Raw genomic sequence first — 22,760 nt, forward strand, 5'->3', positions numbered from 1 at the left:
TCGCGGCGATTCCCGGGGGTGCGATGAGCGCTGCGGCGCGGTTTGCGAGCGCACGCTTCTGTCCTGCCCGCCTAGGGCGTGTCTGCTTAATGTGAATGGTGTTTTGGCTGATGCTGTTTGGGTGATGCGGACGCATGCGATTTCTGATGATTTGTGGTCGCTGATCGTGGCGGTGTTGCCTGCGGGGCGGCGGCGTGGCCGGCCGTGGAACGATCATCGACGTACTCTGGAGGGCATTATCTGGCGTTACCGTACGGGATCTCCGTGGTGTGACCTGCCCGAGCACTTCGGTCCCTGGCAATCGGTGGCCGAGAGGCATCTACGCTGGTCGGTCGATGGCATCTACGCGCGGATCTTCGCGGCGATCGCCTCTGACCTCGACGCCGAGGACGCCGACCTGGGCGCACTGTTGTCGGTCGATTCGACCAGTGTGCGCGCCCACCGACACGCAGCCGGAGCGCGCTCCGGGCGCCGCACAGGGGGATCTGTCGAATTACAAGAAATATCTCGATGAGCCCGATGACCACGCCATTGGGCGTTCCCGCGGCGGGCTGACTACGGCTGACTACCAAGATCCACGCCTTGACCGACCAGCTGTGCAGTCCGGTCACCCTGGCACTGTCGGCCGGTCAAGCCGGTGATAATCCGATGCTTTGGCCATTGCTGGCCGCCCGGTGCAGCAACTCATACGCCCCGTTTCGCCTGCTGGCGGACAAGGCGTACTCCCATGATTCGACGCGGGCACAGCTGCGCCGGCTCAAGATCGCCCATACCATCCCCGAGCGCAGCGACCAGATCACCCGCCGCAAAGCCAAAGGCCGCAACAGAGGACGGCCTCCGGGGTTCTCAGGCCGAATCTACAAGCACCGCAACACCGTCGAGCGAAGCTTCAACCGGCTCAAACACTGGCGCGCGGTCGCCACCTGCTACGACAAATACGCCCTGACCTACCTCGGCGGTGTCACCCTGGCCGCCATCATCACCTACCACCGCGTCCGCAATTAGCAGACAGGACCTAGTCGTCGGGAGGGGCCTCCGAACGGGGGGAGTCGCGAAATATGCGGTGGCATAACGGCTACCGGCGGTGCTCCGGGCTCAACATCGGGAATCTGACGGCATGGTAAAAGTCTTGATGAATACAACTATGGCCAATTACTACTGTCACTATAGACATTGGTCGTGGTGTCGCTCACGCGGTCACGGTCCATCCGGGACTGGTGTGCGCTCATCCGGCCGTTGCGGTCATCGGGCCCAAGTCCGCGCAACTAAGGAGGACCAGATGCAGTCGATGTCGATCGATCCGGTCGCCGCCGATATTGGTGCGCAGTTGGCCGAAGGCGCCTTGCGGGGTCTGCAGGCCGGCGCGACGGCGGCCACTTCCATAACTTCGGTGCGGCCGGCTGGGGCCGACGAGGTTTCCACCCAGGCGATGCTGGCGTTCACCAAACACGCCGGACAAATGCTTGCCCTCAATCAGGCGGCGCAGGAAGAGCTCAGGAGGGCCGGCGAGGCCGTCAACGCGATCGCGCGGATTTACGCCGACACCGACGTGGCGGTGGCCAGAAACCTGATCGACGTCGGATGGCGGTCGGGATCGGCGTTGGCGAACGTCTGATCGGGTGGCTGGGTATCCCCGCCGCTTCAGCCAATTTCGCGTCGGAACGCGCGATACTGGGCAGGTGGCTGATCGGAACGTGCTGGGTAACCCGTTGGAGCAGTGTGGGGCTGAGCCGCCCACCGGGTTCTATCGTGACGGCTGCTGTGCTACCGGGCCCGAGGACGTTGGCCGGCATACGATCTGCGCGGTGGTGACTGCCGAGTTCCTCGAACATCAGCGTTCAATCGGTAACGACCTGTCTACCCCGGTGCCGGAGTACCGCTTTCCCGGACTGCTGCCAGGCGACCGCTGGTGTGTCGTCGCGGTGAATTGGCTGCGTGCCCACTATGACGGCTGCGCCGCGCCGGTAGTGCTGGCATCCACCAACGAGCGGGCTCTGGAAGTGGTGCCACTCGAGGTGCTGCAAGAACACGCCGTCGATGTACCCGATGACCTGGCCAACTTGTAGTGGCCGGCGGCGTCAGGGCACTGCGGTCGAATACAGCCAGGTGTCCCACAAGTCCCGTAGCGACTCGGTGGCGTAGTTGGCGGCCAGGCCGGTGAAGTCGTCGGTGATGACCGTGTCGTGCCGATACCGCGTCGTCCAATCCCTGAGCAGGGCGAAGAATTTCGCGTCACCCAACCGCCCGCGCAGGCTGTGCAGGGCCAACGCACCGCGCTTGTAGACGCGATCGTCGAACATCAGTTGGGGCCCGGGATCGGTCAGTAGCAGGTCTTGCGGTTTCCCCCGCAGCTCCTGGTGGTGATGGCGGGCCAGCTCATCGGCGCTGGGCCCGCCGCTGTGCTCCGACCAGAGCCACTCGGCGTAGCAAGCGAATCCCTCGTGCAGCCAGATGTCGCACCATCGCCGCGCCGTCACCGAGTTACCGAACCACTGGTGCGCCAGTTCGTGCGCGATGAGCCGTTCGCTGGAACGGGTGCCATCGCAGTGATTGGCGCCGAAGATCGAGATGCCTTGTGCCTCCAGCGGTATCTCCAGAGCATCGTCGGTGACCACGACCGTGTATCCGTTCGTCAGCGGATACGGGCCGAACAGATCGATGAACAACTGCATCATCGCCGGCTGCCCGGCGAAGTCGTGGTCGAACTCGCAGCGCAGCCGTTCGGGCAGCGCCGCCCTGATCGGCACCGGGGACCTGGACATCCGGGCCATGACGTAGACGCCGACCTGGAGGGTGATCAGGTAGGTCGAGGTGGGTTCGGGCTGCTCGTAGGTCCACACGGTCTGTGACGCCCGTACCCGCTGCCCGACGAGCTTGCCGTTGGCAATCGCCCGGTAGGAGCTCTCGGTGCTGATCTGGATGCGAAACGCCGCTTTCGCGCTGGGATGGTCGTTACACGGAAACCACGAGGCCGCACCGTTGGGTTGGCCGGCCACCAGCGCCCCTTCGGTCAGTTCCTCGAATCCGACTTCACCCCAGAGTGTTTGCAGGGGCCGCGGCGCTCCGCTGTAACGCACGAGAACCGAAAACGCCACTCCGGTAGCCAGCTTCGAGGTCAACCCGATGCGCAACTTGCCGTTGCGGCTGGCAAAGCGCGCGACGCGCTTGCCGTTGACCAACACCTTCGACACCGACAGCGCATCGGATAGATCGAGGGTGAATTCCTGCAACTCGGTCAGGGTCACCGCGGTGATCGTCGCCGTTCCCGACAGTCGGTTGATCGCAACCTTGTATTCCAGGTCCAGCTCGTAGCGTGAAACCCGGTAGCCGAAGTTGCCGTTCTGGGGCAGGTATGGATCGATGATTTTGATAGCTTTCTTCGGCATCTTGGCGGATGCTTTCACGCGGCAGTGTCCTTTGCGCCGCCTTCGGATTGTTTTGTGTCGCTGGACTTCTTGCGGCGAGTCTGCCACGGCCTGATCGGATTGCCCTGCCAGCGCGTCGACCCGGGTACCTCGTCGCCGCGGACAACAAGTGAGGCCGGACCGACCGTGGCGCCCGAGCCCAACCGGGCCGCGGGCAACGCCACACAATGCGGGCCGAGGGTCGCGCCGGGTTCCAGAACGACGCTGTCCATCCGCATGATTCGGTCGTGGAAGAGATGGGTCTGCACCACGCAGCCGCGGTTGACGGTGGATCCCGCGCCGAGGGTCACCAGGTCCGCCTCCGGCAGCCAGTAACTTTCACACCACACCCCACGGCCGATGTGGGCCCCCAGGCCACGCAGCCACATGTTCAGCACGGGTGTGCCGCCGGCCGCGCGGGCGAACCACGGAGCCGCGACGGTTTCGACGAACGTATCGGCCAGTTCGTTGCGCCACACGAACGACGACCACAGGGGATATTCGCTGGTCTTGATCCGGCCGACAACCAGCCATTTCACCACGACCGAGATCAGCCCGGCGACGGCACCGGCGGCCAGCAGAACCAATCCGCCCAGCAGCGCGGCCCACCAAATCCCTGACGGCCCGAACGCCAACACCACCGCCTGCAGACCGCCCAGCACGGCCAGGCCGATCGCGACCGTCACCATCATGGGGAGCAGCCGGCATGTCTCCACCGCGGCCCGCATCAGCTTCAACCGCAGGGGCGGTTCAAAGGTGGTCGCGGCATCGGCTTCGGCGGGCTTGCGCCGCAACCTCATTGGCGGGCTGCCCAACCAGGAGGAGCCGCGTTTGGCCTTGGGCGGCGTAGCCGACAGCACCGCCACCAGCCCGTCGTCGGGGACGCGGCGGCCCGGTTGGGTGATGCCCGAATTGCCCAAGAACGCCCGCCGGCCCACCGTCGTCGGTGCGGCATATATCCAGCCGCCGCCCAGTTCGTATGCGGCGACCATGGTGTCGTCGGCCAGGAACGCGCCATCCTCGATCACGGTGAACTTGGGGATCACCAGGGCGGTGGAGATCTCGGTGCCGCGGCCGACCTTGGCGCCCAGTATCCGCAGCCAGATCGGTGTCAGCAGGCTGGCATACAGCGGGAATAGATAGTTGCGGGCAGCGTCCATCAGCCGCTCGGTCGTCCACAGTTGCCAGCCCGTCCGGCTGCGTACCGGGTGGTAGCCCGCGCGCAGCCCGATCGACATCGCGCGCACCGCCAGCACCGTCACCAGTACGTAGACGGCGGTGGCGGCCAGCGTCGCGACCGGGGTCCACAACAGCGCCGGCAGCACCGCTTGGGACAGGCTGCGGGTGTGCCGGACCGCCGCCGCGATCACCGCAAGGCCGGTGACCGCGGCCAGCAGCGGCAGACCGGCAAGCAGCAGCGAGGTCAACCCGTACACGGCCACCCACTGCCCTCGGCGCGGCGGTCGCTGGTCCGGCCACGGGTGATTGACCCGGCCCGATTTGGCCGCGGGTGACCCCTTCCAGTACTGGCCGTTCTTGATTTTTTCGATCACCCCGGAGCCGGGTGCCACATCGGCGTTCTTGCCGACCACCGCGCCGGGCAACAGCGTGGTTCGCGACCCGATCGTTGCGTCGTTGCCGATCGTGATGGCGCCGACGTGAAACACGTCGCCGTCGATCCAGTGTCCGCACAGGTCGACCTCGGGCTCGATCGCGCTGCGGTGCCCCACCGTCAGTAGTCCGGTGACCGGCGGCATCGCCTGCAGGTCGACGCCCTTGCCGATGTCGGCGCCCAGCGCGCGGGCGTAGTAGACCAGCCACGGGGCCCCGGCCATGTTTTCGGCCCCGCTGGCCTCGGCCAGCCGCTCGGCGAACCACACCCGAAGGTGTACCGATCCGCCGCGGGGATAGCTGCCCGGTGTCACCTTGCGCAGCAGGATTCGTGCACACAGCACCGCGATGCCCATCCGGCCCAACGGTGTCACGAACGCGACGAACGCCACGACGATCAGCCACCAGTTCACCGACACGGTCCACGGCACCAGGTGCAAGTCATGGGCGATGTTGTTGCCCACCGCCAGCCAGGTAACCCACGGCAACGCCGCCAAGGTGGTCAGCGGTATCGCCGCGGCCGTCTGGATCAGTTGGGTCAGCCGGGGGGTGGGGCCAACGACACGTTCGTCAACCTGCGGCGGCGGCCCGAGCTCATCGAGGAACCCGGCCAGCGATCCGAGCCGGGGATGGTCATACAGATCAGCGACGGTGACCTGCGGATACTGGTGGCGCAGCATGGCGACCAGCTGCGCGGCCGCCAGCGAGCCGCCGCCGAGTGCAAAGAAGTCGGCCTCCGGGCCGGAGATGGCGGCGCCGAGCAGGTCACGCCACATTCCGGCCAGCCAACCCGTCGTGCCGGCCAGATCGGGTGTCTCTTCGGTGTCGCTGCTGCCGGGCGGCGGCCAGGGCAGCGCATCGCGGTCGACCTTGCCCGACGTGCGGGTGGGCAGCTCGTCGATTTGCACCAGGCGCGGTACCAGCGCGGCGGGCAGATGTTCGGCGAGTTGACGGCGCGCCGCGGCGATGTCGAACACGGGATCGGCGCTGACCACGTAACCGACCAGCACCGGCGTGCCGGTGGCGGTGCGGCGCACGGCGGCCGCGCCGCCGCTGACTCCGGCCAGGTGGACCAACGCCGAGTCGACCTCACCCAACTCGATGCGCCGGCCACCCACTTTGACCTGGTCGTCGCCGCGCCCGCAGAAGTAGAGCCCGTCACGTTCGAGGCGCACCAGGTCGCCGCTGCGGTAGGCGCGCGTCCAATCCAGGGACGGCATCGAGGCGTACTTTTCGGCGTCTTTGTCGCTGTCGAGGTAGCGGGCCAACCCCACCCCACCGATCACCAGCTCGCCGACCTCGCCGTAGCCGACCGGCTGACCGTTGGCGTCGACGACGGCCAGGTCCCACCCCGGCAACGGCAGCCCGATGCTGATCGGCCCGGTGCCGTCGAGCCGGGCGGCGCACGCGACCACGGTGGCTTCGGTCGGGCCGTAGGTGTTCCACAGTTCCCGGCCATCCACCGCGAGCCGCTCGGCCAATTCCGGAGGGCACGCCTCGCCGCCAAAGATCAACAGCCGCACCGCTTCGAGTGCCTCCGCCGGCCACAGCGCGGCCAACGACGGTACGGTCGAAACCACGGTCACGTCGCGGGTCACCAGCCAGGGCCCCAGGTCCATCCCGCTGCGCACCAGCGATCGCGGCGCGGGGACCAGACAGGCGCCGTGGCGCCAGGCCAGCCACATCTCCTCACACGATGCGTCGAAGGCGACCGACAAGCCGGCCAGCACCCGGTCGCCGGGGCCAATCGGGTTATCTTGCAGGAACATCTGGGCTTCGGCATCGACGAACGCGGCGGCACTGCGGTGGGTGACGGCAACGCCTTTGGGGGTACCGGTGGATCCGGAGGTGAAGATGATCCACGCGTCGTCTCGAACCAGCGGCGCCCCGGCGCGCCAGCCGCGCGACGCCCCGAGTGTTCGCTCGATGCCGGCCTCGGTGATCACCGCGACCACGTTGGCTTCCCCGAAGACCAGCTCGGCGCGCTCGTCGGGATCATCGGCGTCGACGGGCACGTAGGCCGCGCCGGCGGCAAGTATTGCCAGGATCGCGGTGTACAGCCCATAGCTGCCGGATGGCATCCGGATGCCGATCCGATCGCCCCGGCCCACGCCCCTGGCGGCGAGCCAGGCCACGCTGGCCTCCATGTCTTCGACCAGCTCGCTGTAGGTGAGCTGAACTGTTCCATCGTCGATCGCCGCGGCGTCCGGGTACCGCGCGGCCGTCTCGTAGATGATGTCGATCAGGGTGCGCGGGTTGGGTGCGGCGCTCGACAACAGATAGTGCGCGGGGATCTCGGGCGTCACCACCATAGGAACCCTACTCAACTGTGGCGAGATTGCCGCTCGAGCGCCACGGTGATGCGCCGCCGGGCCGGGCACAATGCAGCGGAGAGGCGGCGGTACACGAGTCGATAGCTGATAGGGGCCTGGAAATGAGCCAGCCGGCATCGCATGGCTTCGGCCAAGACCACGTGCCCCGGGTGGCGATTCTCGACGACTACGCGCGCGTGGCCACCGACCTCGCCGACTGGTCACCGGTGCGGGGCAGGGCCACGCTCACCGTTTTCGATCGCCATCTTGGCCAGGCCGAGGCCGCCGAGGCGCTGGCGGACTTCGACGTGGTGTGCACCATGCGCGAGCGGATGGCCTTTCCGCGCTCGCTGCTCGAGCGGTTGCCGCGCCTGAAGCTGATCACCATCGTCGGCATGAACCTGCCCAACCTGGACCTGGCCGCGGCCACCGAGCGCGGGGTGCTGGTCGCTCATTCGAACTTCGCCCATCCCCGGTTCAGGGCCGCGCGCGACGCCACCGCTGAGTTTGCCTGGGGGCTGCTGATCGCGACGGTGCGCAACCTGGCCGAAGAGCATCGTCGGCTGCGTGCGGGTGGCTGGCAGACCACCACGGGTATGACGCTGTCCGGCAAGACGCTCGGACTGCTCGGTCTCGGCCGGGTGGGCAAGCGGATGGCCGAATACGCGAAGGCGTTCGGGATGGAGGCCATCGCTTGGAGCCAGAATCTCACCGAGGAGGCCGCCGCGGCCCACGGCGTGCGCCGGGTGGACAAGCCGGTGCTTTTCGCCCAATCCGATGTGGTGTCCATCCATGTGGTGCTTTCGGAGCGCACCAGGGCCTTGGTCGGCGCGGGCGAGCTGGCGGCGATGAAGCCCGGCGGCTACCTGATCAACACGTCCCGGGGCCCGATCGTCGACGAGGGCGCGCTGATCGGTGCGCTCGAGGCCGGGCGAATCGCCGGAGCCGGACTCGATGTCTATGACGTGGAGCCGCTTCCGGTCGATCACGGGTTGCGATCGTTGCCGAACGTGACCCTGTCGCCCCACCTCGGGTATGTCACCCGCGAAATGCTGAGTGCCAGCTACGCCGACACCGTGGAAGCGGTGGTCGCCTGGCTGGACGGCGCCCCCATCCGGATCGCCAACCCGCAAGCGGTTCGGCCGCCACCGTCATGACCGGCAGGGCAGTGCGTCCGCGCGCACCGGGCGGCTATCGGAAGCAGCCGGTTCCGCCGTCGACGTGAATCGTCTGCGCGGTGATGAAGGAGGCATCGGTGCTCAGCAGAAACGCCACCAGCGCCCCCACGTCGGTGCGAACATCGCCGATGCGCCGCATCGGAACCCGACGCAGTGCCTTGCCGTAGTCATCGGGGGCGAACTGCTTCCAGAGCTTGACCCCGTCCGACTCGGCGAACGGGCAGATGACATTGACGCGGATGTTGTCGCGCCCCCACTCCAGCGCGGCGACTTTCGACAATCCGCGGATCGCCTCCTTGGCCGCGGCATAGCCACCCCACTTGGCTTCCCCGCCGGTGCCGGTTCCTGAGCCCAGGTTCACGATCGAGCCCCCGCCAGCCTCGACCATCACCGGGTACACCGCTTGCATCAGCAGAAACGTCGCCCGCGGGCCGACGTCGTGGTCCAGGGCCAGATCCTCGGTGGTGATCTCGACGAATGGTTTGGGCTCGTTGGTCGCGATGGCGTTGTTGACCAGGCCGTGTACCGTGCCGAAGGCGTCGACCGCGGCCGCGACGATCCGCTGCGCGCTGTCGGGAGCGCGCAGGTCGGCGACCAGCATTTCGGCGCGACCCGTCGAATCGAGTTCGGCGGTGGTGGCGGCCAGGGCCTGGTCGAGGATGTCGACCAGCAGCACCGCGGCCCCACGTTCGAGGAGCGCGGCCGCGACGCCCTTGCCGACCCCGCGGGCGACGCCGGTGACAATCGCGACATGCCCCCGTAGTGATTCCGGATGCGAGTAGCTCACCGCTCGAGACCTCGACTGGCTCGTGCCGGCCGGCCGGCGAACAGCGGCAGATCCAGGTAGGTCGCGATGCCGGGATCGGCGGCGCAGACAACGGGGATGGCGTTGACGCAGTGATTGGCGGTCGCGACAACGCCGGGGTTTCGTTGCAGCCCTTCGGCAATCGACGTTGGCTGCAGGCCTTTGAACACCAGACTCACGCTCGGGTCGCCGGTGATCTCGATCTCGAAACGTTCGCCGCGCTCCCCGAACGACCAGTCCGGGTCCATGTCGGCCTGCCCCATCAGCCAGTTGACCGCGGCGGTGATCACCGGCTTTCCGTCGGCGAGTGCCTGCCAGCGGAACTTGCGGCCGGCGACGGTGCCCGCGGCGATGGGCAGCACATCGGAGGCGATGTCGGAGGTCGCCACGGCGATCTCGTGTGTCGCTCTGATCGTGGGGTCGATGTGAAATCCCATGTGGTCGGCGATCATTCGTACCGACATCTTGAATCCGGATTCGAGCAGCGCCGCCATCGGTCCCTGCATGGCTTGGGCAGGGGCTACGCCGAATCCCATGATGTCGCGCACCACATCGGGCGCGTTGTAGGTGCGGATGTCGGAGAACTCCTCGGCGCGGACATGGGTGATCGCGGACGAGAGCGAGGAGACCATCAGCGGAAATCGTTCGGTGATGCCGCCAGGGTGGATGCCTGACCCGTGCAGTGTCACCCCACCGGCAACCGCCGCATCGGCGACCGCTTTGACGCGCGGTTTGCTGAGGTCGGGATAAACCCAGCCAACCGGGGTGACAGCTTTCTTGCCCGAGCGCAGGATCGCTTTGACGTGTTGCTCATCGGCGACCAGCGGGCTGTACATGACGCAGTCGGCGTCCAGCGCCAGCAACTCGTCGACGTCGTTGGTGGCGGTAACGCCAAGCCGGGCCGCGCCGATGATCGTTCCGACGTCGAGGCCGTGTTTGGCCGCGCTGTGCACCCAGCAACCGGCCAGCTCGAGCTGCGGGTGATGAGTATGCACTCTATGGCGGCCTTACCAACGCCCCCGGTCGCCCATTGGATGACTCGAAGCTTGGCGGGACCACTCATCGGCGACCTCCCAAACGCACGGTATGTCGATATGGCGGGCACTGCGGCAAGCATCACGAAAAATGCCCGTGAAGCGTCCTCGGTGGATCACGTAAAAATGCCCGCGAAACGGTCGATCCTCGGCAGGCATGGGAAGTGGGCTGTCGATGTCGTCTCGGGCCGAGATCACCGCGAAGTTCGACAGGGCGTATGTGGGGGCGCCGAAGGCGGACAAGGGGCAGATTCTGGATCAGGTGGTGGCGGTCACCGGCTGGTCGCGTGACAACGCCCGGCGGCGGTTGAGGGCGGCGGCCGCGCCGCCGGGAGCGGGTCGGCAGGTCGCCAAACGGATTTGCCGGCAACGCAATCCGAAGTACTCCTAGGATGCGCTCAAGGTGTTGCAGAAGGTGTGGGCGGCCTCAGGCGGGCAGTGCGGCCGGTATCTGGCCGCTTCCATGGCACTTCAGTTGGATGCTCTAGAACGCCACGGCGAACTGGTGGACGGCCGTGACCGTTACGGCCCGGCGGTGCGTGCCGAGCTGTTGGCGATGAGCAGCGCCACGATCGACCGCTACCTGCGCGGCGCCAAGGCCCGCGACCAGATCTCGGGTGTGTCGACGACGAAACCCTCCCGCTGCTGCGGTCCTCGATCACCATCTGCAAAGCAGGCGATGAGGCCGAAGAATCTCCGGGGTTCTTCGAAGGCGACACCGTGGCGCACTGCGGCCCGACACTGAAAGGTGAGTTCGCCCGCACGGTCAACCTCACCGACATGCACATCGGCTGGGTGTTCACCCGCACGGTGCGCAACAACGCCCACCCCCACATCCTGGGCGCCCTCAAAACCGGAATTACTAAAATCCCCTATAAGGTAACGGGTTTGGACTTCGACAACGGCACCGAATTCCTCAATAAGGCGGTCATCAAGTGGGCCGCGGACATGGAGATCTTCTTCACCCGCTCACGACCCTACAAGAAGAACGACCAGGCCACCATCGAGTCCAAAAACAACCACCTCGTGCGTCGCTACGGGTTCTACTACCGCTACGACACCGACGAAGAACGCGCCGTGCTCAACCGGCTGTGGCACCTGGTCAACGACCGGCTCAACTACCTGACCCCCACCATCAAACCCATCAGCTACGGCTGCAGCCGCGACGGTCACCGCCGCCGGCTCTACGACAAGCCCCAGACCCCTGGACCGGCTGCTGGCCGCCGGAGTCCTCTCAGCGGCCCAACAAACAGAGCTGCTCACCTACCGCAACAGCCTCAACCCCGCCGCGATCGCCCACCAGATCGCCGACCTGCAAGCCGCCCTGCTCAGACTCGCCAAAGACAAGACCGAACAGCTCTACCTCGCCGCCATACCCGCCGCTCTACCCGCCCTCAAAGCCGGCATCCGCATCAAAAGCAAGACCACCACCTGACCCCGATTTCGCGGGCATTCCTTACCTGATGCATGAACCAGGTTTCGCAGGCATCTTGACTTGATGCATCACGCGACGGCGGCGGGCGGCGCGCGGCGGGTGCACCGGCGGCAGGGGAAGGGGCCTGGGCGCTCCGTGACGCGGGGTTGAAAACCACCACCGACCTGCTGTGACCTAGTCGGTACCCGGTGTCCTTGATGGACAAAAAGTTGTCGCTTGCTGTCAAGACTGAGGGCGGTGTCCTGCCGCAAAGTGTTCTTGCTGGTTCAACCACCGCCCTGCGGACAATGCGGTCCGTGGGGCCAGCCAACCCGAACAGGACACGCGAAATGAACTCCAGCAGCATCGAACACGTCGACGTGTTGATCGTCGGTGCCGGGATCTCGGGCATCGGCGCGGCTTACTACCTGCAGGAACATCAGCCGGCAAAGACGTTTGCAATCGTCGAGGTGCGCAACGACATCGGCGGAACCTCGGACTTGTTCCGGTACCCCGGGATTCGCTCGGACTCCGATCTGCACACGTTCAGCTACGAGTTCAAGGCCTGGGAAAACGAGAAGGCGATCGCCAGTGCCGGCGCCATCATGTCCTACCTTCGGGAGACGGTCGCAGAGAATAGCCTCGCACGGGCGATCCGCTTCGGGCACAAGGTGATAGAAGCGGCCTGGTCTACCCGGGATGCGCGTTGGCTGGTCACGATCGAGCGCCTCTACTCCGGCGAACGTGTGACCATGAGCTGCGAATGGTTCTTCTGCGCCAGCGGCTATTACCGGTACGACGAGGGCTACGCACCGGAGTTCCCCGGCCGAGAGCGCTTTGCCGGCCAGGTGGTGCACCCGCAACACTGGCCCGAAAACCTGGACTACCGGTGCAAGCGGGTGCTGATCATCGGTAGCGGCGCGACGGCAGTCACCTTGGTGCCGGCCATGGCCGAGACCGCCGGCCACGTGACGATGCTGCAGCGGTCGCCGACCTACATCATTCCGGTTCCGTCCAAGGACCGCATCGCCAACACGTTGCCCAAGCTGGTCGGCCGGAAGCGGGCCTACGCCCTCACCCGCAAGAAGAATGTCGCCAAGCAACGACTCGTGTGGCATTTCTGCCAGCGCTACCCCGGGGCGGCGCGGCGAGTCATCCGCCATCTCAACGCCCGGCTGCTGCCAACCGGGTATCCGGTAGACGAGCATTTCCGGCCCGACTACAACCCCTAGGATCAACGGCTGTGCGCCGTGCCGGACGCCGACATGTTCCAGGCCATCCGCGACGGGCGGGCCTCGGTGGTCACCGACCAGATCGAGACGTTCACCGAGCGCGGGATCCGGCTGCAGTCCGGGCGTGAGTTGGAAGCCGACATCATCGTCACCGCCACCGGCCTGAACCTGCTCGCCTTCGGCGGCATCGGCCTGTCGGTCGACGGTGAACCCGTCGATGTCTCCCAGAAGGTGGCCTTCAAGGGTTTCCTGCTCAGCGACGTCCCCAACTTCGGCTACGTCTTCGGCTACACCAACTCGTCATGGACGCTCAAGGTCGGGCTGGTGTGCGAGCACTTCTGCCGACTGCTGGCCCACATGGATGCCAACGGTCACAACATATGTCGCCCGCACGCGCCCGCGTCGATGCCGACCAGGCCGCTGCTGGAGATCACCGCCGGATACGTCAAGCGTGCCGCCGCCGCGTTCCCCCACCAGGGCACCGAGAGCCCATGGCGGACCTGCATGGACTACCGCGCAGACCGCGCGACGTTGCGCGAAGGTCCGGTCGACGATGACCACCTGCAATTCAGTGCGTCGGCCGCCGCCGACACACCCCCGCTGGCCTTGACGGGCTGACTGCCCGCAGACGGGCCGAGCCACCACGAGGAGTAACAAGACGATGGAACTGATGTCACCGGTTGACGCGTTGTTCTTGTCAGCAGAGTCGCGCGATCATCCGCTGCATGTCGGTGCGCTGCAACTGTTCGAACCTCCCGAGGGGGCGGGACGGGCATTCGTGCGTGAGACTCACCAGGCGATGCTCGACTGCCGTGAGGTGGCCCCGCTGTTCCGCAAGCGCCCCGCATCGTTTCAGGGCGTGCTCACCAATCTGGGCTGGTCGGTCGACGATGACATCGACTTCGGCTTTCACGTGCGGCGTTCGGCCCTGCCGGCTCCGGGGCGGGTGCGTGAGCTGCTGGAACTGACCTCGAGGCTGCATGCCCACCTGCTCGATCGTCATCGTCCGTTGTGGGGGACACACGTCATCGAAGGCCTCAACGACGGGCGCTTTGCGATCTACTCGAAGATGCACCACGCGCTGATCGACGGCGTCTCCGGACTCGCGCTGATGCGCCGGTCGCTTCCGGTCGATCCCGCTGACACTAACTTCCGTGCTACCTGGTCGCCGGCGCCGGAGCGGTCGCGCCGGGTTCAGACCCGGCCCGGCCCGCTGCGCCAACTCGGCGGGATGCTCGGATCGGTTGCGGGGCTGGCTCCTTCGTCACTGCGCCTGGCGCGGTCCGCGCTATTGGAACAGCAGCTGACGTTGCCATTCGCAACGCCGCGCACCATGCTCAATGTCGCCATCGGCGGAGCGCGGCGCTGCGCCGCGCAGTCATGGGATATCGACCGCGTCGAGACGGTCAAAACGCTGCGGGAGTGAGCCTCAACGACGTCGTGCTGGCGATGTGCGCGGGTGCGCTGCGCTGCTACCTGGAAGACAACGACGCGTTGCCCGACGCACCGCTGGTGGCGATTGTTCCGGTCAGCCTGCGCACCGAGCGTGATTCGGTCGGGGGCAACATGGTCGGTGCGGTGTTGTGGAACTTGGCGACACATCTTGACGATCCGGCGCAGCGCTTGGCCGTCATCCACGCCTCGATGCGCGACAACAAGAAGGTGCTGGCACAACTGCCCCGGGCGCAGGCGTTGGCCCTGTCGCTGCTGCTGCTGAGCCCCGCTGCGCTCAATACGCTTCCGGGTCTGTCGACGGTGACACCGCCGCCGTTCAACGTCTGCATTTCCAACGTCCCCGGCGTCCGGGAGCCTCGATACTTCAACTGTGCCCGACTGGTCGGCAACTATCCGCTTTCGCTGCCAATCAACGGACAAGCGCTCAACATCACGTTGACCAGTACCGCCGACCGGCTGGACTTCGGGCTGGTCGGTTGCCGCAGCAGCGTGCCGCATCTGCAGCGGATGCTCGGACATCTGGAGACCTCGCTTAAGGAGCTGGAGCGTGCGGTCGGGCTGTGACGTAACTCGAGCGCCGATGTCGCCCGCTGGCTGGGAACCGTCCGCATTCGCGGCGGTCCGGTAGGCGGTGATGCCGGAAGAGTCGTTGTCGCTATCTCCGTCGCGGGGTGGCCCGCACGCGGGTCTTGGCGCGATAGGCGGCCGGCCCGATTCCGAACCAGCGTTTGCACGAGCGCGTCAGCACGCTTTGCTCGGCGTAGCCGAGTTCGCGCGCCAGATGCGATAGACTCATGGCGGTGGTCCGCAGGTAGCGATCGGCGGTCTCCTTGCGCACCTCGTCGATGAGTGCGGCGAAGGTGGCGGATTCGTCGGCAAGCCTGCGCTGCAGGGTCTTGGGATGCAGGTGGAATTGCGCGGCGACCACCTCGAGTGTCGCCGCCCCGGTGGGCAGCAGCTGGCGGGCCATGGTGCGCACCGATTCGACGATCCCGGCGCCCAGCGGGGTGATGCTGCTCAGGTAGTCGACCACCGCGCGGTGCGCCAGTTCGTCGCGATGCAGCGGACGGACCAGGTCAGTGCTGCGCACCGTGAATCCGCTGCGGCGCTACGCGAAGTGGGGCGTGCACTCGAAATACCGCACATACGTGGTCGGAGGGCTCAACGGGTCGTGCGGCAGATGCACCGCCAGCGGGGTGTAGTCGGCACCCATCAGCAAACGGAACACCCCCAACGAGACGCCCAGTGCCAGCTCCAACGTATGCGGGCAGGGGATCGGATCGTCGGGCACAATCTCGATGGCGACGAACGAGCGCTGCGTATGGGCCAGCGGCGTGATCTCGATGTGGATGGCCGGACTGTAGGCGGCCATGAAGGTGTGAAAGATCATCAGGGCATCCGCCACCGTCGCGGCGGTGCGCGCCGCCACTCCCACCGGTCCCAGAATCTCGATGCCCTGCCGCTGCGCCAGCTGCCGCCCGAAGTCGTGCGTGCCCGTGGCGGCCGCGGCTGTCTCGATCGCTCGGATGACCGCGCGCACCGGTATGAACGCTTCGTAGTTGCCGACGTCTTGCTCGCGGACACCGGCCGCGCGCAGCAGCGCCGCCGGGTCTCCGCCCAATTCGGAAACCAGGTTCGGGTAGTTCGAGAGCCCGGTCCCGCGCACCACGGACATGCACTCGACACTCTGCACAAGCTCGCGTCGTGTCAAGGACCAGAGTCGGCGTGGTCGGTGGTCGGCTGGATATCTACAGGTCAAAGTGTGAATGGCGGCGCAAGGGCCGATCCGCAACGTAGGCTTTCAGCCGGTACTGGGAAGGTGGCGGCTGGGCGCCTAATCTCGAATGGGTGCGAGCCGACAGAGCTTGACTCAGTTGTTTGGCCCCGGCACCGCTATCTGACTTTCGGATCTGACTTGGGAGAGGTTGCTGAGCATGCGTGAATGGGATGTTCCCGCGGATTTCACCGTTACCGCAGAGGACAACGTCGCCAGCTGCGTGTACACGCATGAGCGAGACGACCCAGATCATGTGATCTTTCAGCGGCTAGTCGACGGCACCTGGACGGACGTGACCTGCGCCCAGGCCGCCCAGCAGATCCGGGCCGCCGCACTGGGTTTGATCGCCGAGGGGGTCAATGCCGGCGATCGGGTGGCCATCTTGTCGGCCACTCGCTACGAGTGGGTGATCCTCGACTACGCGATCCTCTCGGTCGGGGCGGTGAGCGTGCCGATCTACGACACGTCTTCGGCTGAGCAAGTGCGCTGGGTCCTGGAGGATTCGGGGGCGGTATTGGCGGTCGCCGAGACCGATGCCCATGCCCAGCTGATCAAGCAACTCAGCGATGAGTTGCCCAGCTTGCGCAAGATCTTGCACCTCGACTCCGATGGGCCCGCGGCGCTCGACGAGCTCGCCGAGGCAGGGAAATCGGTAGCCCGCGACCAACTCGACGACCGGCTGGCAGCGCTGCGGTCCTCCGACCCGGCGACACTGATCTACACTTCGGGCACCACCGGGCGCCCGAAGGGCTGTCAGCTGACCCACTCCAATCTGCTCTACGAAGCGCGCGGCGCGGCGTCATGCTTTCCGACGCTGTTGCGCAAGGGCGAGCGACTGCTGGTATTTCTGCCGCTGGCCCACGTGCTGGCCCGGTCGCTGTCGATGTCTGCATTCGCCAACAAAGTCACCATCGGCTACACCGGCGACATCAAGAACCTGGTGGCGACGCTGGGCGTCTTCAAGCCGACGGTCGTGGTATCGGTGCCCCGGGTATTCGAAAAGGTCTACAACACAGCCGAGTTGAAGGCTCGCGACAGCGGCCGGGGCATGATCTTCGATCTCGCCGTCGCAACCGCGATCGCCTGGAGTAAGGCGCTGGACACCGGCGGCCCCCGCCTGTTGCTGCGGGCCCGGCATGCACTGTTCGATCGGCTGGTATACGAGAAGCTGCGCTCGGCGCTGGGCGGCGATTGTCACGCCGCCGTCTCCGGGGGAGCGCCGCTGGGCACCCGGTTGTGTCACTTCTACCGCGGCATCGGGCTGACGATCTACGAGGGCTACGGACTGACCGAAACCAGCGCTGCCATCACCGCCAACCGGATCGGTCAAGAGCGAGTGGGCACGGTCGGAAACCTGTTGCCCGGCAACAGCATGGCGATCGCCGAGGACGGCGAGGTGCTGGTCCGCGGCGGGGTGGTGTTCACCGGCTATTGGCACAACGAGAATGCCACCGCCGAGGCGATCGTCGATGGGTGGTTCCACACCGGTGACCTGGGGTCGGTCGACGACGCCGGATTCTTGTCGATCGTCGGTCGCAAGAAGGAGATCATCGTGACCGCCGGCGGCAAGAACGTGGCACCGGCGGTCCTCGAAGACCAGCTGCGGGCGCACCCGCTGATCAGCCAGGCGATGGTGGTCGGGGACAACCGGCCCTTCGTCGGCGCGCTGATCGCCATCGATCCGGAAGGCTTCGAGGTCTGGAAGCAGCACCACAGCAAGGCCGCCGCCGCCTCGGTTGCGGACCTCATCGATGACCCCGACCTCACCGCCGAGATCGATCAGGCCGTCAAACAGGCTAATCAGGTGGTCTCCCAAGCGGAATCAATCCGCAAGTTCTGCATCCTGCCGGTGGACTTCACCGTCCTCACCGGTGAGCTGACCCCCACGCTGAAGGTGAAGCGCAACGTGGTCGCCGAACGATTCGCCGGCGAGATCGATTCGCTCTACCGCAAGCAGTGACCGCGGCGCGAGACCGTCAAAGTTTGTAGCCGATGGCGCGAAGCAGTTCGCGCCGCTCGGTCACATCCACGTCGGTCTCCACGCCCAGCGGCGTCTGGCCGTCGATCACCGCGGCGATGCCGCGACCCCGGGGAGTCGCCGCGACCACGATTTCCACGGGATTGGCGGTGGTGCAGAAGATCGTGCAGACCTCGGGCACCGCCTTGACCGGGTTGAGAATGTTCACCGGGAAGCCCTCGCGCAGGAAGATCACAAAGCTGTGGCCGGCCGCGATGGCCAGGGCGGTGTCGGTGGCAAGTTCGACCAACTCGGCGTCGTTGCCGGTGCGGCGGACCAAGCGTGGGCCCGACGCCTCGCAAAAGGCCAGCCCGAACCGCAGCGACGGGCTGACCCCGACCAGGGCTTCATGCAGATCGTCGACCGTCTTGATGAAGTGCGCCTGGCCGATGACGACGTTGACATCCTCGGGCTTGTCAACCGAAACCACATCCCAGGACACCGTCGTCGTGGAAACCTTTCCCGTCACGGTTCCATGCTGCCATCAATTCCGGCGATTCGGTCCGCGGGTGATCAGCCCAGCACGGGAAATCGGCGCTGCTCGCCCAGCCGATCGAGGGCCGACTGCATCACCGAGCGCACGTGGGCGTCGACCTGCGCGACGTCGGGGTCGGTGCCGAACTGGGCGGCAATGTCGATCGGCTCCAGTACCTGATAGACGATTTTGGCCGGCAGCGGAAAATCGGCGGGAAAGAACATCGTCAGGCCGAACGGTAAGCCGATGGTAATGGGAAGAATCTCTATTCGGATTCGTTTGAGCCCCAACCGCTTTGCCAGCCAGTTGCCGCGACTGACAAATAGTTGAGTTTCCTGGCCGCCGATCGACACCGCCGGCACAATCGGCACGCCGGCCCGCACTGCGGCCCGGACGTAGCCCGTACGGCCACCGAAATCGATGACGTTCTGCGCCAGTGTCGGCCGGAACGCGTCGTAATCCCCGCCGGGAAAGACCAGCACCACCCCACCCGAACGCAACGCCGCCGTGGCGTTGTCCGGACTGGCATGAATGACGCCGAGGCGGCCCAGCGAGGCGCGAAACGGGGTGATGAACACGCCATAGTGGGCCAGCGTGTACAGCGGGCGCTGGTAGCCGAACTTGCCGTACAGGGCGGGGGCCAGCACGTTCCAATCGGGCGTCAACACCCCACCGGAATGGTTGGACACCACCAGCACGCCGCCGGTCGGCGGGAAAGACTCCAAACCGCGCACCTCCGACCGAAACCATCGCTTGATGACGGGAGTGACCGCCCCGATTACCGTCGAGGTGAAGCCGCGATCCCACTTGGCGATCTCGGGGCCGTCGATTTCGTTGCGGTTCATGAGCTCCCGTCACGGCGAGGGTGTCGGCAATTTGATTATGCCTGGTAAAAGCCTGCCGTAACCGAGGACTAATGGCGTTCGATTGCGGGTCGAAAGGCCATCTAAAAAGGCCCGTCAATCGATAACGTCGGTTCAGCAGTGGTGCCCCGGGGGGTCGCTTTAATAGGTGGCCAGGAGTGCGGCGATGAGCGTATTGATGACCGGTTTCCCCGGCTTTCTCGGCAGTGCCTTATTGCCCGGCATTCTCAGGCGCACCGACAGTTCGGCAATTTGTTTAGTCCAGCCCAAATTCGCCACCCAAGCCGGTGTGCGGGTGGCCGAGTTGAGCGCCGCCGAACCGGAGCTCGAGGGTCGTATCCGACTGGTTCAGGGAGATATCACCCGCCCCGGACTGGGCCTGGCGCAAGCCGATCTCAGCGATGTCACCGAGGCGTGGCACCTGGCGGCCGCTTATGACTTGGCGGTGGCACGCGACGTAGCGGTTCGAATCAACGTTGACGGCACCCGCAACGTCCTTGACGCGCTGGCACAGTGCCTCAACTTGACCCGTCTGCACTACTTCAGCACCTGTTACGTCAGCGGCCGCTACGCCGGTCCGTTCGGTGAGGATGACCTGGAAGTCGGTGCCCCGTTCAACAACTACTACGAGGAAACCAAGCATCTGGCCGAGGCCGACGTGCGGTCCCGGATGGCTGCGGGCATGCCGGCCACGATCTATCGCCCGTCGATCGTCGTCGGTGACAGCGCTACCGGCGAGACCCAAAAGTTCGACGGGCCATACTTTGTCATGCAATGGCTGTTGCGCCAGCCGCGCCGGGCGATCCTCCGGTCGCCGGTGATCCCACCATGACGCGAGTCAATGTGGTCCCGCGCGACTTCGTCATCGACGCGGTGGGTTACCTCAGTGGACTGTCGCAATCGCAGGGCCGCACCTATCACCTGGCCGATCCGCGGCCACTGACGGTGGACGAGATGACCGACGTCCTGGCCCGGGCCACCGGCCGGGACGTCACCAAGGTGCCGCTGCCGCGCAAGCTGGCCAAAGCCTCGCTGGCGCGAGTCCCGGGGTTGTACCGCCTGATGCGGATCCCTCCCGAAACCGTCGACTACTTCTCCCATCCCACCTTCTATCTGACCGACCACTGCCGTGCCGACCTTGCCGGCGGCCCGGTGGTCGGGCCACCGCCGTTCACCGCTTACGTCGATCGGCTCGTGGAGTTCATGCGCAACCACCCGGAGGTTGGCTCCGCGGCGATGTTCTGAATCGGCCGGATGCGGGCCCGCCCGGATGCGGGCTCACAATGCCGCACCAGGCGGGTGTCTAATAAGTGGATGGAATTGATGATGCCCACCGACTCGATGTTCCTGTTCGTTGAATCACGGGAGCATCCCATGCACGTGGGTGGCCTGTCGTTGTTTGAGCCCCCGGAGGGCGCCGGCCCGGATTTCGTCCGTAATTTCTACGAGGCGCTGGTGGCCAACGACGAATTCCAGCCCACATTCCGCAAGCACCCCGCGACGATCGGCGGCGGTATCGCGCGGGTGGCGTGGGCCTACGACGACGACCTGGATGTCGACTACCACGTTCGGCGGTCGGCGCTGCCCTCTCCGGGCCGGGTCCGCGACCTGCTCGAGCTGACCTCCAGGCTGCACACCAGTCTGCTCGACCGCCATCGCCCGCTGTGGGAACTGCACGTGGTCGAGGGATTGAGCGACGGCCGCTTCGCCATGTACGCCAAGATGCACCACGCGCTGATCGACGGCGTCTCGGCGGCGAAGCTGATGCAGCGCACCATGTCAGGCGACCCGTCCGACACCGAGGTGCGGGCGATGTGGAATCTGCCCCGGCCGCCGCGACCCGAGTCCGACGGCGGCGGCTCATCGCTGGTGGGTTCGCTGGTCAAGATGGCGGGATCGGTCGCCGGACTGGCGCCCTCGACGCTGAAACTGGCGCGCGCGGCATTGTTCGAACAGCAGCTGACCCTGCCGTTCGCGGCGCCACACACCATGTTCAACGTCAAGGTCGGGGGAGCGCGCCGGTGCGCGGCGCAATCCTGGTCACTGGAGCGCATCAGGGCCGTCAAGCAAGCCGCCGGCGTTACCGTCAACGACGCGGTCTTGGCGATGTGCGCCGGTGCGCTGCGGTACTACTTGATCGAACAGGACGCGCTGCCGGACGCACCGCTGATCGCCATGGTCCCGGTGAGCCTGCGCTCCAAGGAACAGGCCGACAGTGGCGGCAACATGGTGGGCAGCGTCTTGTGCAACCTCGGCACCAATGTCGAGGATCCGGCGCAGCGAATCGAAATCATCAGCGCCTCCATGCGGGCGAACAAAAAGGTGCTCGCCGATCTGCCGCGCCTGCAGTTGCTGGCGTTGTCGGGGCTGAACATGGCACCGCTGACCCTGGCCGGCGTACCGGGATTCCTGTCGACGGTGCCGCCACCATTCAACATCGTCATTTCCAATGTGCCCGGTGGGGCGCAGCCGCTGTATTACGGGGGCGCCCGGCTGGACGGCAGCTACCCGCTGTCCAACATCCCTGATGGCCAGGCGCTGAACATCACCTTGGTCAACAACGCCGACCGGCTCGACTTCGGACTGGTCGGTTGCCGCCGCAGTGTGCCGAGCCTGCAGCGGCTGCTGGGGCACCTGGAAACGTCGCTGAAGGATCTCGAGCAGGCCGTCGGGGTCTAGCGAGTCGATGCCCAAGCTCAGCGCGGGTGTGCTGGTGTATCGCGCCGCGGCTGGCGTCCTCGAGCTGCTCATCGTCCATCCCGGAGGTCCGTTCTGGGCGCGAAAAGACTACGGCGCCTGGTCCATTCCCAAGGGCGAGTACACCCAAGACGAAGATCCCTGGGTGGCGGCCCGGCGCGAGTTCGCCGAGGAGATCGGTTTGTCGGTGCCGGACGGAGCGCGAATCGACCTGGGTTCGGTCAAGCAAGCCGGCGGCAAAGTGGTGACCGCGTTCGCGGTGCGCGGTGACCTCGACTTCACCGAGGCGCACAGCAACACCTTCGAGCTGGAGTGGCCGAAGGGGTCGGGCAAGGTGCGCGAATTCCCCGAGGTCGACCGGGTCGGCTGGTTTCCGGTCGCGATCGCGCGGGGCAAATTGCTCAAGGGACAGCGCGATTTCCTGGACGGGCTGATGGCCGACCCGTCGGTTGCGGGGCTGGGCGAGGGGTAGTGAGCGCGGCGTGG

16 protein-coding genes and 5 pseudogenes are annotated in these 22,760 nt (G+C 66.1%); 14 read left to right on the forward strand and 7 right to left on the reverse strand.

Annotated features, from left to right (window positions below; translation table 11 throughout):
* Positions 1-121: 121 nt before the first annotated feature.
* The 3 genes and pseudogenes from G6N41_RS04260 (at position 122) to G6N41_RS04270 (ending at position 2,066) form a co-directional block, all read left to right on the forward strand.
* A pseudogene (locus tag G6N41_RS04260) lies at positions 122-1,005 on the forward strand (IS5 family transposase).
* A 274-nt stretch (positions 1,006-1,279) separates the two neighbouring features.
* Entirely contained in the window at positions 1,280-1,615 is a 336-nt protein-coding gene (locus tag G6N41_RS04265) for a PE family protein (protein WP_198966692.1), read from the forward strand.
* Positions 1,616-1,679: 64 nt separating this feature from the next.
* Positions 1,680-2,066, forward strand: a complete 387-nt coding sequence (locus G6N41_RS04270; RefSeq protein WP_036457078.1) for a DUF2237 family protein — start codon at positions 1,680-1,682, stop codon at positions 2,064-2,066.
* Between the two features lie 12 nt (positions 2,067-2,078).
* Here G6N41_RS04270 and G6N41_RS04275 read toward each other — a convergent pair whose 3' ends face one another.
* Positions 2,079-3,386: a M1 family metallopeptidase gene (locus G6N41_RS04275; protein WP_407663721.1), complete on the reverse strand. Its 1,308-nt coding sequence runs from the start codon at positions 3,384-3,386 to the stop codon at positions 2,079-2,081.
* Between the two features lie 14 nt (positions 3,387-3,400).
* Complete coding sequence (locus tag G6N41_RS04280; RefSeq protein WP_198966694.1) at positions 3,401-7,327, reverse strand: Pls/PosA family non-ribosomal peptide synthetase; 3,927 nt, start codon at positions 7,325-7,327, stop codon at positions 3,401-3,403.
* A 122-nt stretch (positions 7,328-7,449) separates the two neighbouring features.
* Here G6N41_RS04280 and G6N41_RS04285 point away from each other — a divergent pair, with 122 nt between their 5' ends.
* Entirely contained in the window at positions 7,450-8,484 is a 1,035-nt protein-coding gene (locus tag G6N41_RS04285; protein ID WP_198966695.1) for a D-2-hydroxyacid dehydrogenase family protein, read from the forward strand.
* A 34-nt stretch (positions 8,485-8,518) separates the two neighbouring features.
* On the opposite strand, the gene G6N41_RS04290 is transcribed toward G6N41_RS04285, so the two are convergent.
* Complete coding sequence (locus G6N41_RS04290; RefSeq protein WP_198966696.1) at positions 8,519-9,292, reverse strand: SDR family NAD(P)-dependent oxidoreductase; 774 nt, start codon at positions 9,290-9,292, stop codon at positions 8,519-8,521.
* Positions 9,289-10,373 (reverse strand): annotated as a pseudogene (locus G6N41_RS04295) (NAD(P)H-dependent amine dehydrogenase family protein). The gene G6N41_RS04290 and the pseudogene G6N41_RS04295 overlap by 4 nt, the downstream one beginning before the upstream one ends.
* A 146-nt stretch (positions 10,374-10,519) precedes the next feature.
* Here G6N41_RS04295 and G6N41_RS27965 point away from each other — a divergent pair.
* The 5 genes and pseudogenes from G6N41_RS27965 (at position 10,520) to G6N41_RS04310 (ending at position 15,009) form a co-directional block, all read left to right on the forward strand.
* Positions 10,520-10,735, forward strand: coding sequence for a hypothetical protein (locus G6N41_RS27965; RefSeq protein WP_220075391.1), 216 nt, complete (start codon positions 10,520-10,522; stop codon positions 10,733-10,735).
* Between the two features lie 72 nt (positions 10,736-10,807).
* The gene (locus tag G6N41_RS27970) at positions 10,808-11,089 is read left to right on the forward strand and encodes a hypothetical protein (RefSeq protein ID WP_198965176.1); all 282 of its coding nucleotides are present in this window, start codon (positions 10,808-10,810) and stop codon (positions 11,087-11,089) included.
* Positions 11,065-11,808 (forward strand): hypothetical protein, encoded by a 744-nt coding sequence (locus G6N41_RS27975; protein WP_231608787.1) that lies wholly within the window; start codon positions 11,065-11,067, stop codon positions 11,806-11,808. Before G6N41_RS27970 ends, G6N41_RS27975 begins: the two co-directional genes overlap by 25 nt.
* Positions 11,809-12,108: 300 nt before the next feature.
* Positions 12,109-13,608, forward strand: a pseudogene (locus G6N41_RS04305) (flavin-containing monooxygenase).
* A 52-nt stretch (positions 13,609-13,660) separates the two neighbouring features.
* A pseudogene (locus G6N41_RS04310) lies at positions 13,661-15,009 on the forward strand (WS/DGAT/MGAT family O-acyltransferase).
* 91 nt (positions 15,010-15,100) lie between these two features.
* Here G6N41_RS04310 and G6N41_RS04315 read toward each other — a convergent pair.
* Positions 15,101-16,120, reverse strand: a pseudogene (locus G6N41_RS04315) (AraC family transcriptional regulator).
* A gap of 259 nt (positions 16,121-16,379) precedes the next feature.
* Between G6N41_RS04315 and G6N41_RS04320 the strand changes: the two are divergent.
* Positions 16,380-18,182 (forward strand): AMP-dependent synthetase/ligase, encoded by a 1,803-nt coding sequence (locus G6N41_RS04320; protein WP_198966697.1) that lies wholly within the window; start codon positions 16,380-16,382, stop codon positions 18,180-18,182.
* A gap of 16 nt (positions 18,183-18,198) precedes the next feature.
* On the opposite strand, the gene G6N41_RS04325 is transcribed toward G6N41_RS04320, so the two are convergent.
* Positions 18,199-18,708 (reverse strand): adenosine-specific kinase, encoded by a 510-nt coding sequence (locus tag G6N41_RS04325; protein ID WP_198966698.1) that lies wholly within the window; start codon positions 18,706-18,708, stop codon positions 18,199-18,201.
* A 44-nt stretch (positions 18,709-18,752) separates the two neighbouring features.
* On the reverse strand, positions 18,753-19,559 hold the full coding sequence (locus tag G6N41_RS04330) for a lysophospholipid acyltransferase family protein (RefSeq protein WP_198966699.1): 807 nt from the start codon (positions 19,557-19,559) through the stop codon (positions 18,753-18,755).
* Between the two features lie 184 nt (positions 19,560-19,743).
* Here G6N41_RS04330 and G6N41_RS27980 point away from each other — a divergent pair, with 184 nt between their 5' ends.
* From G6N41_RS27980 to G6N41_RS04345, 4 genes are all read left to right on the forward strand, one after another.
* The gene (locus G6N41_RS27980; protein ID WP_231608815.1) at positions 19,744-20,409 is read left to right on the forward strand and encodes an SDR family oxidoreductase; all 666 of its coding nucleotides are present in this window, start codon (positions 19,744-19,746) and stop codon (positions 20,407-20,409) included.
* A complete protein-coding gene (locus tag G6N41_RS27985) occupies positions 20,406-20,822 on the forward strand; it encodes a hypothetical protein (protein WP_231608816.1) in 417 nt (138 codons plus the stop codon). Before G6N41_RS27980 ends, G6N41_RS27985 begins: the two co-directional genes overlap by 4 nt.
* Positions 20,823-20,891: 69 nt before the next feature.
* Complete coding sequence (locus G6N41_RS04340; protein ID WP_198967715.1) at positions 20,892-22,256, forward strand: WS/DGAT/MGAT family O-acyltransferase; 1,365 nt, start codon at positions 20,892-20,894, stop codon at positions 22,254-22,256.
* A 7-nt stretch (positions 22,257-22,263) separates the two neighbouring features.
* Positions 22,264-22,746, forward strand: coding sequence for an NUDIX domain-containing protein (locus G6N41_RS04345; RefSeq protein WP_198966700.1), 483 nt, complete (start codon positions 22,264-22,266; stop codon positions 22,744-22,746).
* The last annotated feature ends 14 nt before the right edge of the window (positions 22,747-22,760 follow it).

The sequence above is a fragment of the Mycobacterium shottsii genome, from assembly GCF_010728525.1.
Classification (GTDB): domain Bacteria; phylum Actinomycetota; class Actinomycetes; order Mycobacteriales; family Mycobacteriaceae; genus Mycobacterium; species Mycobacterium marinum.

Coding starts and splice junctions, on each gene's coding strand:
- G6N41_RS04265 (WP_198966692.1), top strand. CDS start 1,280: ATGCAGTCGATGTCGATCGATCCGGTCGCCGCCGATATTGGTGCGCAG.
- G6N41_RS04275 (WP_407663721.1), bottom strand. CDS start 3,386: ATGCCGAAGAAAGCTATCAAAATCATCGATCCATACCTGCCCCAGAAC.
- G6N41_RS04280 (WP_198966694.1), bottom strand. CDS start 7,327: ATGGTGGTGACGCCCGAGATCCCCGCGCACTATCTGTTGTCGAGCGCC.
- G6N41_RS04285 (WP_198966695.1), top strand. CDS start 7,450: ATGAGCCAGCCGGCATCGCATGGCTTCGGCCAAGACCACGTGCCCCGG.
- G6N41_RS27965 (WP_220075391.1), top strand. CDS start 10,520: ATGTCGTCTCGGGCCGAGATCACCGCGAAGTTCGACAGGGCGTATGTG.
- G6N41_RS27970 (WP_198965176.1), top strand. CDS start 10,808: ATGGCACTTCAGTTGGATGCTCTAGAACGCCACGGCGAACTGGTGGAC.
- G6N41_RS04320 (WP_198966697.1), top strand. CDS start 16,380: ATGCGTGAATGGGATGTTCCCGCGGATTTCACCGTTACCGCAGAGGAC.
- G6N41_RS04330 (WP_198966699.1), bottom strand. CDS start 19,559: ATGAACCGCAACGAAATCGACGGCCCCGAGATCGCCAAGTGGGATCGC.
- G6N41_RS27980 (WP_231608815.1), top strand. CDS start 19,744: ATGAGCGTATTGATGACCGGTTTCCCCGGCTTTCTCGGCAGTGCCTTA.
- G6N41_RS27985 (WP_231608816.1), top strand. CDS start 20,406: ATGACGCGAGTCAATGTGGTCCCGCGCGACTTCGTCATCGACGCGGTG.
- G6N41_RS04340 (WP_198967715.1), top strand. CDS start 20,892: ATGGAATTGATGATGCCCACCGACTCGATGTTCCTGTTCGTTGAATCA.
- G6N41_RS04345 (WP_198966700.1), top strand. CDS start 22,264: ATGCCCAAGCTCAGCGCGGGTGTGCTGGTGTATCGCGCCGCGGCTGGC.